The sequence below is a fragment of the Francisella sciaenopsi genome, from assembly GCF_045862875.1.
Classification (GTDB): domain Bacteria; phylum Pseudomonadota; class Gammaproteobacteria; order Francisellales; family Francisellaceae; genus Francisella; species Francisella sciaenopsi.
In genome coordinates this window covers 100,814-122,353 of record NZ_BTHG01000007.1, presented here as the reverse complement: position 1 = coordinate 122,353, position 21,540 = coordinate 100,814, and the positions used below count along the sequence as shown (strand labels likewise).

The window sequence follows — 21,540 nt, the reverse complement described above, 5'->3', positions numbered from 1 at the left end:
AGAAACATCTAGTTTTTAACCTGACATATGACCAATAATATCAATCTAGCAATATAAAATATTCAATTTTGATAAAAAAATCAAAAAATAATGTATTCTTATTCAAAATTCAATCTTACTCTAGACATATTCTAAAAAAATTTTTAAGTATATAAGTAAGATTATGTAGCTATACTTTCAATAAACTCATCAACCTTTTCTTCAAGCGTAGCCCAAGAAGTAACTAGTCGTACCATAGAGCTTTGTTCATCAACTTCATTCATAACAAAAAATGTAAACCTCTCTTGAAGAGTTCTAATTAAAGTATTTGGAAAAATAGCAAAAACCTGATTACTTTGTGTAGGTTGCAATAATCTAAAACCAGCATCAATTATTGCTTGCGAAAGCTTTCCTGCCATTTTATTAGCATGACTAGCTAGATCAAAAAAAAGATTATTAGAAAATAATTCCCTAAATTGAAGTCCTAACACTCTACCTTTTGCTAATAGCGCTCCTCTTTGCTTAATATTAAAACCAAACTCTTCAGCTAGATTCTTATTTGGAATAACTATTGCTTCTCCAAACAAAATTCCAGCCTTAGTCCCACCAATCCAAAATATATCTGAAAACTCTGCAATATCAGCTAAACTTAAATCACTATCTTTAGCAGTCAATGCAGCACCCAATCTTGCACCATCAATAAATAATAATAAATTATTTTGTTTACAAACCTCTGATAGCTTCTGTAATTCTTCTTTTGTATATATAGTTCCTAATTCTGTTGAATTAGAAATATATACTAATTTAGGTTTTGCCATATGAGGAGCATGAGAGTTATTTTTAATCACTTCTTTGATATCATTAGATGTTAATTTACCATTATCAGAAAAAACTGAAATAATCTTATGTCCTGTAGCCTCAATTGCACCAGCCTCACGTAAAGCAATATGCCCACTACTAGCAGAAATTACAGCCTCATATGGCTTCAAAATACTTGAAATACATATCAGGTTAGCAAGAGTTCCTTCAGCAACAAAATATACCTCTACATTATCTTTATTAAGGTGTTTGCAGATTAACTCCCTTGCCTGACTAGAATATTCATCATTCCCATAAGCCATCTGTTGAATTAAATTTGTATCCTCTAATGCTTTAATTATCTTAGGATGACATCCTTCACTATAATCATCAAGAAAACTATATCTAAACATATAACACATCTCATTAAATTTAAAAGTAAACTTCCTTTTAGTATATGGTATATATATTTATTTTGAGATATCTTATTACATATTATTCAATTATTTCTAAAAAAGAAATTGAATATAAACAAAGATTCTATACTAACTTAGAAAAGTTGATATACCAGAATTTACGATAACTCATGAGACGAATTTAGGTAACTATATGATTTTTTTAGAAAAACAAAATGATAATGCAGAAACTTTAGCATATATTGGTCATGTTGATAATGTAATTCATGGTATTGTACCAGAAGAGCTAAAATACAGACGCTTTCTTGCTAGTGATTTTGATTATGGCTTTGAACTAGGATCACCACAAAGCATTTATAACCTTGGCGAATGTATTTTGCTCAATAACATGATTTATTCATCAAGAACAGATGTGAGTAGATCAGAAAGAGACCCCCTAATGTGGGGACCTGAATTTGTGACGACAGGCATATTCATTATTCCTAAAAACACTCCTGTAAGCTATATAGCAAAATATTTCTCATTTGATACAGAAAGTACTCTTGCAGATATCTATAAACAAATTTATACTCAACTTAAATCTCCTTTTGCTGTTGTAGGATGTGTTCAGTTTTCACAAGTGAATGCAGAAGCTATAACTAAAGCACCTATAAATAGTGAAAATATCTTTACAAATAGTCAAAATTATTATGATGAGAAAAAATATGAAGATACAGATGTAAACTTTGCTATTATGGGTGTAGTAAGCAATCCTTATGACAAAAAATTAGAAAAAATTAATCAAGAACTCTCATCTGTTTTATATCACAACCCTTTTGCAAATAAAAATAAGCTATTAACTCACACACATGGACTGATGCTTAATAAATCTATTATTGATATTGAAAAAGTACATCCGCGCAATGCTAAAGAAGTCTTGCACATACAAGACCGATCATTAGTTCGTTATATCAAGCTTAAAGTTTATAAAATAAAAGGACTTACTAAATATGCTTAAACTTATGAATAATAATCTAAGTACTTTTTTTCCGCTCTAAAATAAATTTAAATATAAAAGGAAATAATGCCAATATTAACAAGACTATAATGGCTATTATAAATTTGTAGTCAAATAAATTAGCTTGCCCCTGCTGAGAACTCTTAAAATGAACTCCAAACCATACATATATAAATGTTATGGGAATAATGCCAATCAAAGTAGTCAAAAAGAAGATACTGTTTTTAACTTTTAAAATTCCTGCCAGAATATTTGGAACAAAAAAAGGAATTGGTAAAATTCTAGAAATCAACAATATAGACACAGGATAATTTTCTACCAAAAATTTAAATCTTGAAACAATCTTAAATCTTGGGTTTGTCTGCACTTCTCCCCAATTGTATTTAATGATTAAAAAAGCCAACATAGCTCCTAATGTAGCTGAGAATAGACAAATAAAAAAGCCCAATACTAACCCAAACAAAAGTCCTGCAAGTATTTTTAAAAATGGTTTGATTGGAACAGAAAAGAACACTGTTAAAATATATATACAAGCATAACTTAAAGACGCAAGTACTATATGGCCATCTATATAAGAACTAGCATTATAGTATGCTGAATTAATCTTATCTATATCTAGATATTTATAACCATTAAAAATTAAAAACACAAAAATCCCCAGACTTAAAAAAAAGACTAAAAAAAGCCTTTTAACAAGTAAGGAATTTATAAATTTCACAAGATTTTATAAAGAAAAATTTGATTAGAATACTCAATTAAGCTAAAGCAGCTTTAGCTTTTTCAACTACTGCAGCAAATGCATCTTTGTTATATACAGCAAGCTCAGCTAATGCTTTTCTATCTAATTCAACACCAGCTTTATTTAAACCGTTGATTAATTGGCTATAGCTAATATCGTGTTGTCTAGCAGCAGCATTGATACGAACAATCCAAAGTGATCTGAATGTTCTTTTCTTAACTTTACGGTCTCTATAAGCATATTGACCTGCTTTAATTACAGCTTGTTTAGCTACTCTATATACTCTTGAACGAGCACCATAGTAACCTTTAGCTTGTTTTAAAACCTTCTTATGACGTGCGCGTGCTGTTACGCCTCTTTTTACTCTTGACATGATTTAGTCTCCACTTTAAAAATTGATAAACAAACTTATGCGTAAGGCATTTGTTGAACTAAACTAGCAGTATCAACTTTAGCTACTTGATTCATACCTCTTAAATGACGCTTTCTCTTAGTTGTCATTTTAGTATTGATATGAGCACGATTTGCACAACGGTGCTTGAAACCACCTTTACCAGTCTTTTTAAAGCGCTTAGCAGCACCACTCTTAGTTTTTAACTTAGGCATTTTTAAATACTCCGCATTGTATTTGTTGTTATTATTTTGATTTACTACTTTTTCTTTGGTCCTAAAACCATAATCATTTGACGACCTTCCATTTTAGGTTGGTGTTCCACCACACCATACTCAGCCGCATCAGTTGCCATACGCTGAAGCATTTGCATGCCTAGCTCGTTATGTGACATTTCTCTGCCTCTGAATCTTAATGTGACTTTTACTTTATCGCCTTTTTCAAGGAATTTTATCAGGTTGCGTAGTTTTACCTGGTAATCCCCTACATCAGTCACAGGTCTAAGTTTAATCTCTTTGATCTGTGTCTGCTTTTGGTTTTTTTTCGCTTGTGCTTTTTTCTTGCCTTGTTCAAACAAGAACTTACCGTAGTCCATCAAACGACAAACTGGTGGATTAGCATTTGCTACCATTTCAACCAAATCAACATTAGCCTCTTCAGCCAATGCTAAAGCTTCATTGATAGATACAACACCTATTTGCTGACCATCAACACCAACTAGGCGCACCTCTTTAGCTTTAATTTGCTCATTTATAGGTGCTTTTTTATCCGTTGTTTTAATAACTTTTTTCCTCCACAGAAATTATTATTTTTTAGCTTCAATTTGTTCATTCAAGAAAGCACAAAAATCACCTATAGACATCTGTCCTAGATCTTCACCATTATGTTTTCTTATTGTAACAATCTCTTGCTCCTGCTCACTTTTACCAAGTATAACAAGGTAAGGCACACGCAAAAGAGTATGCTCACGTATTTTAAACCCTATTTTCTCATTTCTCAAGTCTAATTTTGCTCGAATACCATTTTTTTCTAGGGTTTCAAAGACTTTTTGACAGTATTCATCTTGATGATTACTAATACCCATTACAGCAATTTGCACTGGAGTTAACCATAGTGGCATATTTCCTGCATAATGCTCTATTAGCATACCAATAAATCTTTCTAGCGACCCTACAATAGCTCTGTGTAACATTACAGGAACTTGCTTGTTACCATTCTTATCAATATACGTAGCTCCTAATCTATCAGGCATAGAAAAATCTAGCTGTATAGTGCCACATTGCCAACTTCTACCTATAGCATCTTTTAGATGAAACTCAATCTTAGGTCCATAAAATGCTCCTTCACCTGGTAGTAGCTCATAAGCAACATTGTTAGCATCAAGAGCATTTTTAAGCATTTGCTCAGACTTATCCCAAGTCTCATCATTACCTATCCTATTCTCTGGTCTAAGCGCAATTTTGACAGTAAAATCATTAAAACCAAAATCTTTGTATACTTCAAAACATTGTTTGACCATTAGGATCACTTCTTCTTCCACCTGTTCTGGAGCGCAAAATATATGCCCATCATCTTGTGTAAAACTTCTAACTCTCATCAAACCATGTAAAGAACCAGAAGGTTCATTTCTATGCACTATACCAAACTCTGCCATTCTAATCGGTAGATCTCGATAACTATGTAATTTAGTATTATAAACTTGTACACAAGTTGGACAATTCATTGGACGAATTGCAAAATCTCTATTTTCAGACTTTGTTGCAAACATATTCTCAGCATACTTCGAAGCATGTCCTGACTTTTCCCATAAACTAAAATCTGCTATTAATGGAGTACGAATTTCACCACAACCATATTTCTTGTTAGAAGCTCTCATATAATCTTCTACTTCACGCCAAATTCTCACACCATTATCATGCCAGAATGCAATCCCTGGCGAGTCTTCTTGGAAGTGAAATAGATCTAAAGCTTTGCCAATTTTTCTATGATCACGTTTCTCTGCTTCTTCTAACATATGCAGATATTGATCTAAATCTTCTTTAGTAGCCCAACAAGTACCATATATTCTTGTGAGCATTTCATTATTCGAATCCCCTCTCCAATAAGCACCCGCTAACTTCGTTAACTTAAATGCTTTAATAGCTGCTGTGCTTGGTACATGAGGACCACGACATAGATCACTAAAATCACCTTGAGTATAAATCTTGATTTTTTGATCTGCTGGAATACTATCAATTATATCAACTTTATAATTTTCTCCTTGTTCTTTAAAAAACGCTATAGCATCTTCTTTAGACACAACTCTGTAACTTATAGAAGTCCCTTTTTTAGCAATTTCTTTCATTCTCTTTTCTATGTTTGCTAAATCTGCTTCACCTATAGTCTCTTTAAATGAAAAATCATAGTAGAATCCGTTATCTATAACAGGCCCTATAGTTACTTCAGTATTTGGATATAGCTCTTTAACAGCATTAGCTAAAAGATGAGCACATGAATGCCTTAAAATTTCTAGACCTTCTGTATCTTTTGTAGTTATAAGTCTTAACTCACAATCATGATTTATAACATCTTTTGCATCAGATAACTGATTATCGATATAGGCACCGACTGTTATCTTAGCTAAGCTTGGAGAAATAGATTTTGCTATTTGTAAAGAATTAACACCACTTTCAAATTCTCGTATAGATCCATCTGGAAATTTAATATTTATCATACACACTAAGTCTTATTTATTTAATAAAGTTATCGAAATTTATACAGCGTATATTATATGTTATAGGCTATGTTATGTAAATTATTTATCATTTCAGGCACTGAAATATTTAATCTCAAAATATATAAACATATTCCATATAAAAATATTATTAAAATAAAATATCTAATAATATATAGTTATTATAAATTATAAAATTCAATTTCAAGTCAACAGATAATTTGTGAAATTATAAAACATTAAAAAAATATTAAAACAAAGATATATTTTTCTCCCAATCATTATTAACCATACATAAAACAGCTGTATTTATTAAATTTTTGTAAACTAAAATTAATAACTTTACTATGTTTTGATTTTGTAGAAACAATTGATAGGATTGTAGTTGCAGGTATTAATTTTAATAACTGTTTTATTAAAAAATATAGATAAGGAGCCTTATCATGAAACTAAATAAAATCACTTTAGCTACTGGATTAATCTTATTAGCTAGTACCCAAGCATATTCACACGGATATGTTGAAAGCCCTGCTTCTCGTGCCTTACTATGTAAGGAGGGAAAAAATAAAGATTGTGGCTCAAGAGCTCAATATGAACCGCAATCTATAGAACAAGTAGATGAACTATTTAACTTAGGTGCTTTAGATAATAATATAGGGAGTGCTGATGTTGCTGGTTTTGAAGCATTAGATGAACAGCAACAAAGTCGTTGGGCAAAAACTGTTGTCCAGCCAGGACAGCCATTAAAGATCAAATGGCAATTCACAGCTAATCATAAAAGTAAACATTTCAAGTTTTATATAACTAAACCTAACTGGAACCCAGATAAATTACTTACTCGTGATAGTTTTGAAGAACAGCCTTTGAACTGTTATGATCCACAACCTACATGGATAGCTCCTAATCAACCACCTCAAGATGGCTTAACGTTTACATGTACATTACCAAATAGATCAGGTTATCAAATCATAATGGCTGAGTGGGATGTGGATGATACTAGAATGAGCTTTTATAATCTATTAGACTTAGATTTTACAAATGATAAACCAGCTGGTACTGTTATCCTACCAAATGGTGATATTACTGATCCTAATAATGACTCGGAGGGATCTGGCATACCAGCATACGATGCTACTAAGTCATATCCAACTACGGGTACCAAAGTAGTATTTGAAAATAAGATATATCAAAATAAGTGGTATGTAAATCCAGGTCAGCAACCAGGAGCTGAGCAATGGGGACCTTGGGAGTATATTAAAGATGCAGAACAGCAAACTGATCCTACAGATAAATTTCCAGTAGAAGCAACTAAATTTACTATAAACCCGTTGAATATCAAAGAAGGTGATAAGATCACGTTACAATTATTCAAAGATGGTACCATGTATGAATATCCTCTACTAACAGTTCCAAAAGCAATAAGTACAAACGACTTATTCATTGAATTAACTAATAAAATAAATACTCTTAGCTCCTCTGATTTAGATAATCAAATAATTGCTGGAGTCAAAAATAATAATAATGAGGTCGTTCCAAATGGTAACTCTCTTTATATTTATCAAACTACTGATAAACCATATAGCCAAATTAGTTTTTACTATCAGCAAGCTAGTCAAAATATTAAAAATGAGCTACACCTAATGGACTTTGAAAATGAGTATTCTATCGATTCTAATGGTAAGCTATATATTAATGCTAAAATAATGTCTCATAGCTCAGCTAATGCCAAAGTATCTGTTGTACTACAAGATGAAAATGGTAATCAAGTTTATAGAAAATCTGATATAGAAATATCTCCTATGGATACATATGACTTGGCATTACAGCTTGAGAATATCAAAGCAGGAAACTATAAACTTATCATCTCTAGTGAAATTACTGGAGCAGAAGCTTGGCAGAAAGATCTAAATATTAAAGTATCTAACTCAACGCAGGATCCAGATAATCCGCCAATTGTTGACAAAGATATAAATGTAACAATTAATGCCAATACCCCTTTCTATCAAGTCAACTCAGATGACACTGTAACAGCAAGAGCTTGGTCTAGTAGTTTAGGTGATGTTAACCTAGCAAATAATCAAATAACTATCATACCATGGAGTAAGACTACTACAGCCAAAGGAAATGATAATTCAGCGTATGTAAAATGTCCTTTACCTACAAATAACCAGACAAGTGTTACATATTTAGTCAGTGGTGACCTAAACAGTATAAATTGTGTAATAAAATAATTTTCTCTTATAATTTCTTATTTATCTAACTACATTTATTATTAAATTAACTATATTTTGGATGAATCATATATCTCTTGTAACTATAAATCTAATTTGGTAACTTGATTATGTTAGCCTGATTATTATAATTCACTAGACCAAAATCAAAGTATTATCTATTTAAGCCCAAAAAATCTATTTCAACATACTCGATAACTCTTTTAAGATAAATTTAGTTATTTGAATTATCTAAATCATCACGATATATTACGTGCATTGTCGCTAATGCGTTATTTGTATTATACAGTCCTTGATAAGCATTCATCTTTGCATCACATTTATTATTGTATTTTTTATTACATATATCTAAATAATAAAGACAAAAATCTAATGATATCTTAGTATGAGTTTCATATTCTATACCTTTTTTAGGATTGTATATTTTACAGTAATTAAGGTATTTATCACTCGCATAACTAGATAATGAAAAGAGAAACAAAAATACAAATAAAAAATTTTTATTCAACATGGCTCCTATAATCTTCTGGTGTTAATAATTCTTTTATTTCTTCTTTTCTGCTTACTTCAATTTCAAATAACCACCCTTTTATGTAGCATGATTGATTGATCAGTTTTGGATTGTCTACTAGCTCTTTGTTTACGCTTACAATTTTTCCAGATAATGGTGCGTAAATATCAGAAGCTGTTTTTACAGATTCAATCACACAAATCTCATCTTCTTTAACATATTCATGATCTAATTTAGGTAAATCAACATAAACGATTTCTCCAAATTCGTTCTGAGAATAATCATCTATACCTACTCTTGCTATATCACCTTTAATTTCAACCCATAAATTAGAATCTGTATATAAGTAGTTTTGATTTATTTCAGCCATAATTCCTCTTCGACAAAACATGTTTATTTTTAGCTAATAGATGATAATAACATAAAAATCCTTTAAAATTAATTTGTTAAATCAAAAGTTAATACGTAGATATTTATGGACTTAAAAGATAAAAATATAATTATTACTGCTGGTGGTACAGGTGGACATATCTACCCTGCACTTGCAGTTGCTGAAATGCTAAGAGAGAATAATGCTAATGTCACGTGGGTTGGTACTCCTAATAGCATGGAAGCCAACATTGTACCTGAATATTTTAATATGCAATATATTAAATCTTCTGGTGTTAGAGGCAAAGGACTTAAAAGAAAAGTAGCATTCCCATTTACACTTATATCAAGTACACTAAAAGCGCGTAAGATACTCAAAAAACTAAAAATTGACTTAGTCATAGGTTTTGGCGGTTATGTATCTGGACCTATATGTCTTGCTGCTGTACAAAAGGACATACCTATAATAATCCATGAGCAAAATGCCAAAATAGGTTTAACAAACAGAATATTAGCCAAACTCGCTACAAAAGTATGCCTAGCATTTGATGTGGAAAATATACAAAAAAGACTTAATACTAAGCAATTAGCTAAAACACAGGTTGTAGGAAATCCTATCAGAAAAGAGATTATAGCTCTTAATGATAAAACAAAGAATATAACCGAGAAAGGTGAACTAAAACTTCTTGTCTTAGGAGGTAGCCAAGGAGCCAAAAGTATAAACAATATTATCCCTGACCTTATTATCGAAACAAATAAGCAAGGAATAAATATAAAAGTATGGCATCAAACAGGCAAGCTTTCTTTTGAAGAAACTAAAAATAATTACAATCAAGTACCCTCAACTCATATCAAAGATATATCAGCGTATATTACTGATATGACCGACGCTTATGAATGGGCTGACATACTAATTTGTCGAGCAGGAGCTCTAACGGTATCAGAATCAGCCACAGCTGGAGTTCCTGCAATATTTATACCATTACCGTCAGCTGTAGATGATCATCAATTTTTTAACGCACAAAATATGGTAAAAAATAATGCAGGATTTTGTATTAGGCAAGATCAAATGACTTTGGAGAATTTAATAGATATAATTAAACCTCTTTATGAAGATAGAGACAAACTTAAAGAAATATCACAAAAAGCAAAAAATACATTGATAAAAGACTCTAGTGAACAGATATTAAAAGCTGTAGAACAAATTTTGAACAAAAAATAAGGATTTAGAAATGAACTTTGATATGTCAAAGCTAATGCAACAAGCGCAAAAAATGCAAGAACAAATGAAAAAAGCTCAACAAGAGCGTGAAAATATGGAAGTAATAGGCGAGTCTGGAGCTGGACTTGTCAGCGTAACAATGACTGGCAAATATGATGTCAAAAAAGTTACTATAGATGATTCTTTAATGTCAGAAGATAAAGAAATGCTAGAAGATTTAATTGCTGCTGCTGTAAATAGCGCAGTTAAGAAAGTAGAAGATAGCTCATCCTCTGCGGATATTGGTAAAATGGCGAAAGAAGCTGGTATTGACTTACCTAATGGATTTAATTTTCCTTTTAAATAATGAACAATCAAATTTTCTCTCCCAAAATTACTGCTGTAATAGAATCTTTGCGTAAATTACCGACTATTGGTAAAAAATCGTCTCAAAGACTTGCATTATATTTGCTTGATAAATCTCCAGAAACTGCTATTACAATTGCTAACTCTCTGTTAGACGCAGCTGAAAATATTAAAAAATGTAAATATTGCCAATCTCTTACTGAAAAAGATATTTGTGATATCTGTAATAGCCAAAATAGAGATGAATCTAAATTATGCATAATTGAAAGTATGCTAGATTTAATAGCTATTGAAGAAGCAGGCTTTTTCAAAGGAAAATACTTCGTACTAAATGGCAGAATATCTCCGCTTGACGGTATAGGACCAAATGAACTAAAACTTAATATTTTAGAGCAAATAATTATAAATAGAGAAATAAGTGAGATTATATTAGCTATCAGTCCTACTGTAGAAGGAGAAACAACCGCTCACTTTATTTCTCAAATGATTGGTAAGGATATAAGAATCTCTAGAATTGGCTTTGGAGTTCCTTTTGGTGGCGAATTAGAATATTTGGATCAACAAACATTAATTCACGCTTTTAATGCTAGAACTAATATCAAATAATTTATTTATTTAATATTCTTTCGATATCAACACAAACATCTATTTTTCTAACTAAGCGAATTAATAAATATAGCTCTCTTCTATTTCTAACTACTACTACACAAGCAAGTTTTGCATGTTTATTATCTACAAACATCATATCAAAGCTTCTGATATTAACTCCCTCTCTTGCAAATGTAGCTGTTATCTTAGCAATTGCGCCCGGAATATTTTTGAGCATAATAGATAGCCTAGCTCTAAAACTAGGATCATCATCAGCATTTGTAAACCAATCAGCATTGATTTGTTTAATTTTTCCATCTTTAATTTTAGAGTACAGCTCATTACAACTTTTTCTATGAACCTCAACATTTCCTTCCTCATTAACGATGCCAACTATTTCATCATTCGGCAATGGCAAACAACAGTCTGCTATACGTGAATCATCTCCATAACGAATTTGTATTTTAGCCATTGCTGATTTCTTATAGGCACTACGCATATCATTGAAATTCTTAACAATAAAATCAATGAAGTTGTTAGGATCAATTAAACCAAGCCCAGTATCCAAATAAAAACGATTTATAGTATCTATACCTTCATAATTAAATAAAGCTCCATCAACAATCTCATTCGGAACTTCTTTTAAATCTACACCAAGTAGTCTGAGTTCTCCTTCTACAATATCTTTACCTCTGATATAATCAATATTTCTATATTGTTGCTTCAAGAAATCTTTGATAGCAGATTTTGCCCTACTGGTCTCAGCAAATTCTAACCAAACTGGATTAGGATCTGCAACTGCAGAGGTAATAATCTCGACATTATCACCTTGTTTTAGACGATAATTAAGTGGTACTGGCTTTCTATTGACTTTAGCTGATATACACTTATTACCAATATCAGTGTGAATAAAATAAGCAAAATCTATACATGTCGAATTAACAGGTAGTTCGACAATATCACCCTGAGGAGTAAAGACAAATACATCATTACTAAATATATCTGATTTAACATTTTCTAAAAACTCTACAGAACTAGCAGTATATACATTTATATCTGATATTTTTTTGAGCCATCTTTGCAATGCTTTGTCTGTTTTTTCACCTATTTTATAACTCCAATGAGCTGCAATACCATATTCTGCTTGGCAATCCATATGATCAGTTTTTATCTGTATTTCTAAAGGAATATTATATGGACCTAAAACAACCGTATGGATAGAGCGATAACCATTAGCTTTTGGTGTTGCGATGTAATCTTTAAATCTTTGAGGAATAGGCTTATACAACTCATGAACTTTGCCTAGAGCAATATAACAATCGATACGATTTGGAACAATAACTTTATAAGCATACATATCCATTATCTCATCAAATGATATTCCCTTTTTACGCATTTTATTATAAATACTATATAAAGTTTTCTTACGTGCTTTAATACCATCATCTATAACGATACCACTTAACTTATCAACCAGGGCATCTTTAACCTGCTGAAAGACTTTTTCTTTATTTTTCTCTACTCTCTTAACTTTTTCTTCCAAAATATGATATCGATATGGATTCATTCCTTCAAATGCAAGAGTCTCTAATTGCTCCTTGAGAGTGTTAATACCTAGCCTATGAGCTAAGGGAGCAAACACATCTAATGTTTCTTTAGATATCCTACGTTTTTTCTCTGGCTTTAAAGGAGCTAAAGTCCTCATATTATGTAATCTATCAGCTAATTTAATGAAAATAACTCGAACATCTTTAGTCACAGAAAGCAACATTTTTCTAAAATTTTCTGCTTGTTGTTCTATTTTATTTTTATGTCTAATCTGTGTAAGCTTAGTTACACCTTCAACTAGTTCTGCCACCTTATCACCAAAAAGAGTCGCAATATCTTCTGCTGTATGATCAGTATCTTCAACTACGTCATGCAATAAAGCAGCTATAATGGTATCAACATCCATATGAAGTTCTGCCAATATACAAGCTACAGCAATAGGGTGTGTAAAGTATGGCTCACCTGAACTTCTAACCTGAGTTTCATGAGCATCCGCACCAAATATAAATGCTTGGGCTATCTTAAGTCTTTCCTCTGCAGGTAAGTACTTAGAAATTAATTGATTTAAACTATAAAAACAAAACATATTTAATTAATATTTTTTACTAATATTTAATTAAATAATAAATTGAATTAAAGACCAAAGCAATTTATAACTACTTTGATTTGAAAGAAATTAGATATTTTCTTGAAATAAATGCCATAAATACTATTAGCGCAATATCTATAATAAGTAATGCAGCTGCTAAAGTTGTATTATACTTCTTTTGAGAGAAAACCGCACCCTGTCCAGGTGGTACAACTGTTGTCGGATTATAAGCCATGCCATATGTTTTAATAATACTAGAGTTTATATCTCTTACATTTACTACAGGAATATCTTCTTTTAAAAAGTTAACTGCAACAGAATTTACACTACTATATTCTGGAGGAAGTTTAGTAGTAACACCAGTAGGAAAACTATGTATTTTCAAAACTTGATCATTAGAAGCTACATTAGTTGCTTTTTTATCAGTTTTTAACTTCTTATCAGATTCTTCAACTTTGACTGTTGGTTGTTTCAAACCTATCGACGCCATATTACCACCGACATTTATATAGGCTTTTATAGTATCATCACCAGCAGCTTCTTTGTACATCTCTAAACGTTTTGCAACAGATGTATTTGTAGAGTCTTTATATGGAATATTGATTACTTTGAAGTTATTTCTTTTAATAGCGTCGTTTAATTTAAGTATAGCTCCTGGAGTCATTCCATAACCATTATCATGAGATCCTCCTAGAGTAATTCCTAAAACATCAAAATCAAATATTCCTTTTTCAACTAAGTTTCTATATATATCAGGCCATGTAAATCCTGGTCTATTTGCACCAAATTGTGAAGCCCCTGCTGAAAATATAATCAAAGGTTTAAGCTTTAATGTTTTGATAGCTGATAACATAGCTATATCTAATGCAGGGTAAGATCCTGTTTCTTGTACAGCAACAGTATCGCCCTCTTGAAGATTAAGCTGACTTAGCCATTGAACAAAAATAGCTGCCATATTTGGATTTACTGAAGATCTTTTTGCATATAAATCACCAGAATCTGTAGTTATCTCCGTCATCGACAAACCTATTAATCCAGTACAAGATACATCACCCATTGACTTACACAAATAACCTTTTGACATAAAATATTGTTGTGTCAGGTCGAATGCTTCTTCTGTCAATTCTGCTGCTTGTAACTTTTGTGTATAACCTTTAGTTTCAACAACTAGATTTTTCTCGACTATGTACAAAGATATAAGCATAAAAGCACTTAAAAACAATATGATATATCTAGATAAAAATTTACGGTGCCAATACATCGTTTTCATATTATATTCCTACTATTTGAGGTCCAATCAAAACTATTAGTAACAAACGTATAATAATAGAGGCGATTAATAAAGATCCTATTGTTTCTATAAGACCTTGTCTATCTATTGATAAAGTTATAAGTCCTGGAATAATATATCCAATGACCTGAATCTGGTTAGAGTAAAAGCTCGTAGTTAAGTATTGTGAAAACAACATATTACAAACTGTACCCAATATAAATGATAAAAGAACTGTTATAGCTATCCTTCTTCTACCATAGATAATCATAAATTTTGACATAAGCCTAACTATGCCAAATATTATGATCGAAATAATAATAGTTACTATAACTCTATCAGGAGCACCCATTTCTAGCGCAAAATAACCGGGTACAACCATACCACCAGTAGATAATCCTAACAGTGATACAAAAACCAAACCAACAATAAGACCAATGCCTATCGAGAGCGTTAATGGATCCATACTTTCTCCTATTTATTTAAAAACTATAAACCATGTTTTTGTTTGTGACTCTGATCACAATAATCAACTAAACTCATACCAATATCTTTAATATTACCAACACCTACCAGCATATATGTATCAGCAGGTTGAGTTACATTAATTTTTTCTAGAATCTCTAGCGGCTGCATATCTTCACACACTATAACTTGAGCTGGCTTAATCCCCAAAGATTTAGAATATTTTTTATAAAAAGACACAAACACATCTGTACCTGTGCCAATAAGAGTTACCAAATCAGGCTTCTCCCAGTTTAGTATAGCTTCAGCAATCTGCTTAGATCTATCTTCTCTATCGTCTCTACAATTAACAACTAATACTTTTTTATCACAATACTGATATTTGCTGTATAACTTATCCCATAGCATTTTCGTTGATACAGGATCATTAGCAGCAAAAGCATTAGCAAAATTCATCTCTGAATTATTAATGTCAAAGTTATACTCAGTCATAGCACCAGGATCTGGAGTCGCCTCCCACATGCCTTTAAGAGCAATATCTCTAGGAATTCCTAAATCATCAGTTACTTTTAGAGCTAAGGCAACATTTATCTTAAATTCAGAATATACAAATTTATTGATTTCATCATCTGAAACTAATTCAGCATCTGCTGCTGTAGCCACAAAAAGCTCTGTTGCTCTATCCTTACAAGCGTATTCAAAAAAATCAATATGTGTATCTTCTGCTGTGAAATACTTAGATTTTACAGGAACTGTACCTGCCAATGCCTTAGCAACATCTCGCTCTGTTGGTCCCATCACATCTAAATGATCTGGGCGAGCATTTGTCAAAACACCATGAGTCGCTTTAATCAATTTCAATTCACATAACGATTGAAGCAATGGTTGAAGAGCCATACATTCAATTATTATAGCATCTGCTTTCGCACGTCTTGCTTTGAACATTATTTTAACTTGTTCAGCAATATTGCTAAAACCAATTCTAAAAACCGGCGTTTCTGTTCCATCTACATCAATATATCTAGCCAATGTACCTGTAGTTTTTGCTACAGTCCTATACCCTCCAGCTCTAACTCCTGCAGCAATTAATCTTGCAACACTTGATTTACCTCTAGTGCCATTTACATGAATCCTAATAGGAATACTCTTGATACTAGCGTTATGTACAATATTTTCTACTATCAGATACAAACATAAAATTACAAATACTATTATGATTAACCAAAAATCCAAAACAGCTACCTCATTCGTAACACAAATCAACCATAATTATAACATCCATATTATTAAATATATACAGTAACCATGTTGAACTTAATTTTATTTAGACATCCATATACCTTGTCTCAGGCATAAAATATATTATAGGTATCATGATTATAGAAGCTACAATAAGGAGCCATGCAGGCGCTAGTAAACTGCCTGTAGATACAACTAATGATGTGGCTACAAATGGTATAGTCCCACCAAAAAAAGAATTACCAATATTATAACTCAGACCATTTCCACTATAACGATATTTTGTATTAAAGAGTTCAGGAGCTGCTGCCCCATATGCACCCCATATTGCCATCAAAGGCACGCTTAGAACAATCATTGCAAGAATAAGTGATGCAGTACCCATTCCCATAATCATAAAACTAGGATATGAAAAAATTAGATAAATAATAATAGAGAACTTTATTAATGGTTTTCTACCAAGACGATCACTTAAATATCCCCACAAAGGTGCAGAAAAAGAAAAAATTAGACTAAATATAGTTACTATTGCTAAAGAAAAAAATTCTGAATAATTAAGCTCAACAAAGTAACTACTCAGATATGAAAGTACTAAGTAATACATGATATTCGCATATGCCGATAAAGCAATCGCAAAAAACAAAGGTTTTTTTTGTATACTAAACATTTCTCTTACTGGCTTTGCTGAAACATCTCCCTGAGCTTCTAACTCCTCAAAAGAATAACTCTCAGGTATTAGCAATCTCATCACTAAAGCAAGTAAAGCAAGAATCAGACCGATTATATAACCAATTCTCCACCCCCATAAATCAAGGATTTCTTGACTAAAAACACCAAATAAAATCATCGCAACCAGTGATGCTAAAAAAACACCTGTACCAGAAGACATAGTAGCAAAACTTGCAATAAACCCACGACGATCAGGTTTTGTAGACTCGATCATAAAGACCATAACACCACCATACGATCCTCCGATAGAGAATCCTTGAAGTAATCTCATCAAAACTAATATAGTTGGTGCCAACACCCCAATACTTTGATATATTGGTAGTATAGCAATCACAAACATTGGTAATATCATCATAACTACAGAGATTACCAATGCTTTCTTACGACCAAAGCGATCACCAAAACTACCCATGATCACACTACCAATAGGTCCCATAAAAAAACCTGCAGCAAAAACACCAAAAGTCATCAATATAGCAGTATATTTACTAAAACTTGGGAAAAATACACTAGCAATAACAGGTGTTAAATATGCAAAGAGCATAAAGTCATACCATTCAACAATGGTACTTGCTGAAGCAAAAAAAACGTGCCTTTTTGAAAAACGATTCATTTATTATAAATAATTTACACAGTTGAGAATTATACTTTATATTTAAAAATGAGACATTTCAATCACAAAAATTGATTTTAAAAAATCAGATCAATAATAGGAAAATAATAATTGTGGTGCGGACGGGGAGACTCGAACTCCCACGGTTGCCCGCTGGAACCTAAATCCAGTGCGTCTACCAATTTCGCCACGTCCGCAATATTCTGGGGTGATTGATGGGACTTGAACCCACGACAACCGGAATCACAATCCGGGGCTCTACCAACTGAGCTACAACCACCATTACAAATTGCTATATTTTAACAATGTAATGGCACGTCTGGCAGGATTCGAACCTGCTACCCTCGGCTTAGAAGGCCGATGCTCTATCCAGATGAGCTACAGACGCATCAAAAAATGGTCGGAGCAGAGGGATTTGAACCCCCGACCCTCTGGTCCCAAACCAGATGCGCTACCAAACTGCGCTATGCTCCGACAATTTTAAATTAATGGTGGCCTGAGGCGGAATCGAACCACCGACACGAGGATTTTCAATCCTCTGCTCTACCGACTGAGCTATCAGGCCAATGACAGGTATTATACATACATATATATGCTTAAGTCAACACTTTTGTATGTATTTTATTACATTTTTTCTTCATAAAAAGTTTTTATATATTTACCATCTGCGTAAGCATACAATGTCTGTGCTACTGAAGTAGATTCTGAACAAATATTTCCTTGCTTATCAATAGCTATAAGGCCTACATAATCACCATGAACATCACTCTCTGCTATAGATTTATCTACTGCTTGTGATAATGACATTCCATCTTTAACTCTAGTTGCTATTTTTGCCGCTACTGCTTGGTTGATAATATGCTCGCCAATACCCGTACATGATATACCCATAGACTCATTAGCAAAATTACCTGCAACAGTTGGACTATCGCCGACTCTACCAGGATATTCAAAGCCTGCCCCTCCAGTTGAAGTAACTGCACAGATCTTACCCTTAGAATCAAGAGCAACAACTCCTATTGTTCCTGTATAACCCTTTTTAAGTTGTAAATATTCTTGGTATCTTTTTTCTGTCATTGGATTATATGTTGGCAATCCCATCACATCATGGGCAAATGTAGTTGCTTGATCTCCACCTAAAATACTATGATGTTGTTGCATTAATTTATTTGCAACTTCTATAGGGTTTTTTATATTTTGAATATTTATCACACCTGCAAACTTTTGTTTTTGACTATCGATTATAGATGCCGACATTCTGATTTGTCCATCTTGCTGTACCCTTGAACCTGTACCGGCATTAAATATCTCATCATCCTCAAGAAGTTTTGCTGCGAAAACTGCTGCCTCATTTGCATCATCTATATCTTTTAGGTAATTGTAGGCTTTTTGAATAATTGGTAATAAATGTTGATGATAATCGCCAAATGATGTGTTTTTATCCTCTCTAGCTCCACATCCGCCATGAATTATAATCTTTTGCATAACAGCTCCAATTTTAAATTAATATTGTGTATCTAAATATGATTATATCTAAGATGCTCAAAATCTCATACAACAAATATAGTTGAAGTTAATTAAATGATTAGGATGTAAACAGATTAAAAATAAAAAAATATTAGAACTCTACTAGACAAGTATTAAGATCAAATTTCTGACCTTCTAAAAGCATATGCATACGAATATCGATCAAACTAATAGGAGCATTATTACGAGCATTATGTAACGATGAATGCTTAAGGTGAGAGAAGTCTATAATGGTTACCATACCTGAGCCAACAACCTCTATCACATTCTCAGAATTTAGTAATGCTGATGTATCCTCATCAATACCAACACCGACCATATAAGGGTTGTACGATAACGCTGCTAAAAGTCTACCAAGTCTATCTCTTTGAGAGAAGTGCTGATCTACTAGTAACTTGTTAGTTAAACCCAACCCAGGAGCAAGGTTAACCATATTACATCTAGGCATAAGACCCGCTTGACCACCAGCAATCATAAAGCCAGAGATAAAAGCAGCTCCTGCTGATGTACCTGCAACATTAACGCCTTTTGCATTCAATCTACGAATAAGTTGCGCTATCGGAGTGCCTCCAAGGGTAGTAGAAAGTAAAAGTTGATTACCTCCTGTCATAAAGATACCCGTACTTTGTGCAAGTAAATCCTGATAATCTTTGTTAGTAGTCGCATCTAAGCGAGTTTCTATCTTTAGATTATAGACATCTTTGACTCCCATTTTAGAGAAAATATCAACATAGATATCACCTGTATCTGAAAGTTTTGAAGCTGTTGGAATAACAGCTATTTTTGCTTCGCTTCCACCTGAAAGCTCAACAAATTTTTCTAATACCGTAGGGCTTGCAAACTTATCTTCGCCACCACCAATTGGCATAATATAACCACGGTGATCTTTTTTCACTGGTTTAGAAGGCATCTTAGAAATCTCCTTTATAAAAAATTAATTATATATAGTAAATAATATTAGCAATAATATTTTGTTGAAATAATACTAATTAATTAGAAACATTTCTATAAAAAAGGTTTATTTTTAGCATATAAATTGATATGCAGTTAATATTATTTACCCTGATAGCAATTGATGATATGCTATGCGATAAATATTATTACTTAAATTAACTATCTTAAGATGAAAAATATCAAAGCACTGACAATTGGTGGGGCGACTCTTGACACTATCATAGAATATGAAGAAATGTTCACTATGAATATGCAAAAGAAAGATACCACTCAATCTTTTATGCTACTTGAAGAAGGTGCAAAAATTGAAGTAACTGAACAAAAATCTTTTTCTGGTGGTGGTGCAACTAATGCTGCTGTTTCTTTCAAAAAACAGGACATTGACGTTAGTTTCTTTGGCAAAATCGGTAAAGATATAGCTGGTGAACAGATAAGCAATGAGCTTAAAGACCTTGGAATTGATATCTCTAACATTCGCTACTCTGATAAATATGGCACAGCTACATCTTACGTAGTACCGACACTAAGTGGGGATAGAACAATTTTTGCATACAGAGGTGCAAACAAAGATATCCTGCAAGATGATTTGCCTTCTAAAGCAATTATAGAGAGTGACTTTATTTATATTACATCTTTGAGCAAATCTTCTGCTGCTAGACTACCCGAAATAGTTAAATTAGCAGCTGATAACAACACAAAAGTGGCTATCAATCCAGGTTCCAGCCAACTTAGCGTTGGAGAAAGTTTTATCAAAGATTCAATGTTTGGCATAGATATTCTTGTATTAAATTTTCAAGAAGCTCAAAAACTAATGTTATCGTTATTATCATCTAATGATAAGGATATTGTAGAATCTAAAGACAGACTTGAAACTCCTCTTGATGAAGGAAAAAGTGATTTTTTAAATGCTACTTTTAGATTGAAAGATTTCTTTAGAATCTGTTTAGATTTGGGTGTAAGAATAATTGTAGTGACAGATGGCGCTAATGGTGTATATGCTGCCTCTAAAGATAAAATATATCATAGTGAGTCTTTGAGAATTAATAACGTTGTCAACACTCTTGGTGCAGGTGACTCATTTAGCTCAACATTCTGTGCAAATATTTACAAAGGTAAACCTATAGAAGAAGCTATCAAGTATGCTCTGATTAATTCTAGCCATGTGATACAGCATTCTGATGCAAAATCTGGTCTACAAACATCTGAAAGTCTTGAAAGAATAAAGTCTAAAATGAATTGTGGGTTGGATAAAAAAATTACAGTTACACCGTGGTAACTTAATTTTAAAACTATTCACTCATCCCTCT

At 32.3% G+C, this 21,540-nt stretch carries 21 protein-coding genes and 5 tRNA genes; 6 read left to right on the top strand and 20 right to left on the bottom strand.

Annotation, left to right across the window (positions count from 1 at the left end; translation table 11 throughout):
• Positions 1-161: 161 nt before the first annotated feature.
• A complete protein-coding gene (locus ACKTR7_RS08985; protein WP_407877977.1) occupies positions 162-1,190 on the bottom strand; it encodes a threonine aldolase family protein in 1,029 nt (342 codons plus the stop codon).
• A gap of 196 nt (positions 1,191-1,386) precedes the next feature.
• Between ACKTR7_RS08985 and ACKTR7_RS08980 the strand changes: the two genes are divergently transcribed.
• Positions 1,387-2,190: a hypothetical protein gene (locus ACKTR7_RS08980; RefSeq protein WP_200151105.1), complete on the top strand. Its 804-nt coding sequence runs from the start codon at positions 1,387-1,389 to the stop codon at positions 2,188-2,190.
• A 16-nt stretch (positions 2,191-2,206) separates the two neighbouring features.
• Here ACKTR7_RS08980 and ACKTR7_RS08975 read toward each other — a convergent pair whose 3' ends face one another.
• The 5 genes from ACKTR7_RS08975 to thrS are packed head-to-tail and all read right to left on the bottom strand — an operon-like array spanning position 2,207 to position 6,033.
• A complete protein-coding gene (locus ACKTR7_RS08975) occupies positions 2,207-2,908 on the bottom strand; it encodes a TVP38/TMEM64 family protein (protein WP_407877976.1) in 702 nt (233 codons plus the stop codon).
• A 37-nt stretch (positions 2,909-2,945) separates the two neighbouring features.
• Entirely contained in the window at positions 2,946-3,302 is a 357-nt protein-coding gene (gene rplT / locus ACKTR7_RS08970; RefSeq protein WP_004287992.1) for a 50S ribosomal protein L20, read from the bottom strand.
• 35 nt (positions 3,303-3,337) lie between these two features.
• Positions 3,338-3,535, bottom strand: coding sequence for a 50S ribosomal protein L35 (rpmI, locus tag ACKTR7_RS08965; protein ID WP_003034330.1), 198 nt, complete (start codon positions 3,533-3,535; stop codon positions 3,338-3,340).
• Between the two features lie 44 nt (positions 3,536-3,579).
• Positions 3,580-4,119, bottom strand: a complete 540-nt coding sequence (gene infC, locus ACKTR7_RS08960; protein ID WP_159184965.1) for a translation initiation factor IF-3 — start codon at positions 4,117-4,119, stop codon at positions 3,580-3,582.
• A gap of 6 nt (positions 4,120-4,125) precedes the next feature.
• Positions 4,126-6,033 carry a threonine--tRNA ligase gene (gene thrS / locus ACKTR7_RS08955; protein WP_407877975.1) on the bottom strand — a complete coding sequence of 636 codons (1,908 nt, stop codon included), beginning with the start codon at positions 6,031-6,033 and terminating at the stop codon, positions 4,126-4,128.
• Between the two features lie 443 nt (positions 6,034-6,476).
• Here thrS and ACKTR7_RS08950 point away from each other — a divergent pair, with 443 nt between their 5' ends.
• On the top strand, positions 6,477-8,264 hold the full coding sequence (locus ACKTR7_RS08950) for a lytic polysaccharide monooxygenase (protein WP_222829878.1): 1,788 nt from the start codon (positions 6,477-6,479) through the stop codon (positions 8,262-8,264).
• A gap of 214 nt (positions 8,265-8,478) precedes the next feature.
• Here ACKTR7_RS08950 and ACKTR7_RS08945 read toward each other — a convergent pair whose 3' ends face one another.
• Entirely contained in the window at positions 8,479-8,775 is a 297-nt protein-coding gene (locus tag ACKTR7_RS08945) for a hypothetical protein (RefSeq protein WP_012279664.1), read from the bottom strand.
• Positions 8,765-9,145, bottom strand: a complete 381-nt coding sequence (gene gcvH, locus ACKTR7_RS08940) for a glycine cleavage system protein GcvH (protein ID WP_407877974.1) — start codon at positions 9,143-9,145, stop codon at positions 8,765-8,767. The genes ACKTR7_RS08945 and gcvH overlap by 11 nt, the downstream gene beginning before the upstream one ends.
• 105 nt (positions 9,146-9,250) lie before the next feature.
• Here gcvH and murG point away from each other — a divergent pair, with 105 nt between their 5' ends.
• Genes murG through recR form a run of 3 tightly spaced genes read left to right on the top strand, consistent with a single transcriptional unit; the run spans position 9,251 to position 11,317 of the window.
• Positions 9,251-10,366, top strand: a complete 1,116-nt coding sequence (murG, locus tag ACKTR7_RS08935; RefSeq protein WP_407877973.1) for an undecaprenyldiphospho-muramoylpentapeptide beta-N-acetylglucosaminyltransferase — start codon at positions 9,251-9,253, stop codon at positions 10,364-10,366.
• Between the two features lie 10 nt (positions 10,367-10,376).
• Entirely contained in the window at positions 10,377-10,712 is a 336-nt protein-coding gene (locus tag ACKTR7_RS08930) for a YbaB/EbfC family nucleoid-associated protein (protein WP_004288003.1), read from the top strand.
• Positions 10,712-11,317: a recombination mediator RecR gene (gene recR / locus ACKTR7_RS08925; protein WP_407877972.1), complete on the top strand. Its 606-nt coding sequence runs from the start codon at positions 10,712-10,714 to the stop codon at positions 11,315-11,317. Before ACKTR7_RS08930 ends, recR begins: the two co-directional genes overlap by 1 nt.
• Position 11,318: 1 nt before the next feature.
• On the opposite strand, the gene ACKTR7_RS08920 is transcribed toward recR, so the two are convergent.
• The 12 genes from ACKTR7_RS08920 to ACKTR7_RS08865 form a co-directional block, all read right to left on the bottom strand.
• Positions 11,319-13,433 (bottom strand): RelA/SpoT family protein, encoded by a 2,115-nt coding sequence (locus ACKTR7_RS08920; RefSeq protein WP_407877971.1) that lies wholly within the window; start codon positions 13,431-13,433, stop codon positions 11,319-11,321.
• 70 nt (positions 13,434-13,503) lie between these two features.
• Positions 13,504-14,706 (bottom strand): poly-gamma-glutamate system protein, encoded by a 1,203-nt coding sequence (pgsW, locus tag ACKTR7_RS08915; protein WP_407877970.1) that lies wholly within the window; start codon positions 14,704-14,706, stop codon positions 13,504-13,506.
• A gap of 1 nt (position 14,707) precedes the next feature.
• Positions 14,708-15,172: a poly-gamma-glutamate biosynthesis protein PgsC gene (pgsC, locus tag ACKTR7_RS08910; RefSeq protein WP_407877969.1), complete on the bottom strand. Its 465-nt coding sequence runs from the start codon at positions 15,170-15,172 to the stop codon at positions 14,708-14,710.
• A 23-nt stretch (positions 15,173-15,195) separates the two neighbouring features.
• Entirely contained in the window at positions 15,196-16,404 is a 1,209-nt protein-coding gene (gene pgsB / locus ACKTR7_RS08905) for a poly-gamma-glutamate synthase PgsB (protein ID WP_407877968.1), read from the bottom strand.
• A gap of 91 nt (positions 16,405-16,495) precedes the next feature.
• Positions 16,496-17,752 (bottom strand): MFS transporter, encoded by a 1,257-nt coding sequence (locus tag ACKTR7_RS08900; protein WP_407877967.1) that lies wholly within the window; start codon positions 17,750-17,752, stop codon positions 16,496-16,498.
• Between the two features lie 114 nt (positions 17,753-17,866).
• Positions 17,867-17,949 (bottom strand) — tRNA-Leu (locus ACKTR7_RS08895).
• 7 nt (positions 17,950-17,956) lie between these two features.
• A tRNA-His gene (locus tag ACKTR7_RS08890) sits at positions 17,957-18,032 on the bottom strand.
• 31 nt (positions 18,033-18,063) lie between these two features.
• A tRNA-Arg gene (locus tag ACKTR7_RS08885) sits at positions 18,064-18,140 on the bottom strand.
• Between the two features lie 9 nt (positions 18,141-18,149).
• Positions 18,150-18,226 (bottom strand) — tRNA-Pro (locus ACKTR7_RS08880).
• A gap of 15 nt (positions 18,227-18,241) precedes the next feature.
• Positions 18,242-18,317 (bottom strand) — tRNA-Phe (locus tag ACKTR7_RS08875).
• Positions 18,318-18,376: 59 nt separating this feature from the next.
• Positions 18,377-19,237, bottom strand: a complete 861-nt coding sequence (locus tag ACKTR7_RS08870; RefSeq protein ID WP_407877966.1) for an isoaspartyl peptidase/L-asparaginase — start codon at positions 19,235-19,237, stop codon at positions 18,377-18,379.
• Between the two features lie 133 nt (positions 19,238-19,370).
• Entirely contained in the window at positions 19,371-20,189 is an 819-nt protein-coding gene (locus ACKTR7_RS08865) for a cyanophycinase (RefSeq protein ID WP_407877965.1), read from the bottom strand.
• A 213-nt stretch (positions 20,190-20,402) separates the two neighbouring features.
• Between ACKTR7_RS08865 and ACKTR7_RS08860 the strand changes: the two genes are divergently transcribed.
• Entirely contained in the window at positions 20,403-21,509 is a 1,107-nt protein-coding gene (locus ACKTR7_RS08860) for a carbohydrate kinase family protein (protein WP_407877964.1), read from the top strand.
• Positions 21,510-21,540: the final 31 nt, after the last annotated feature.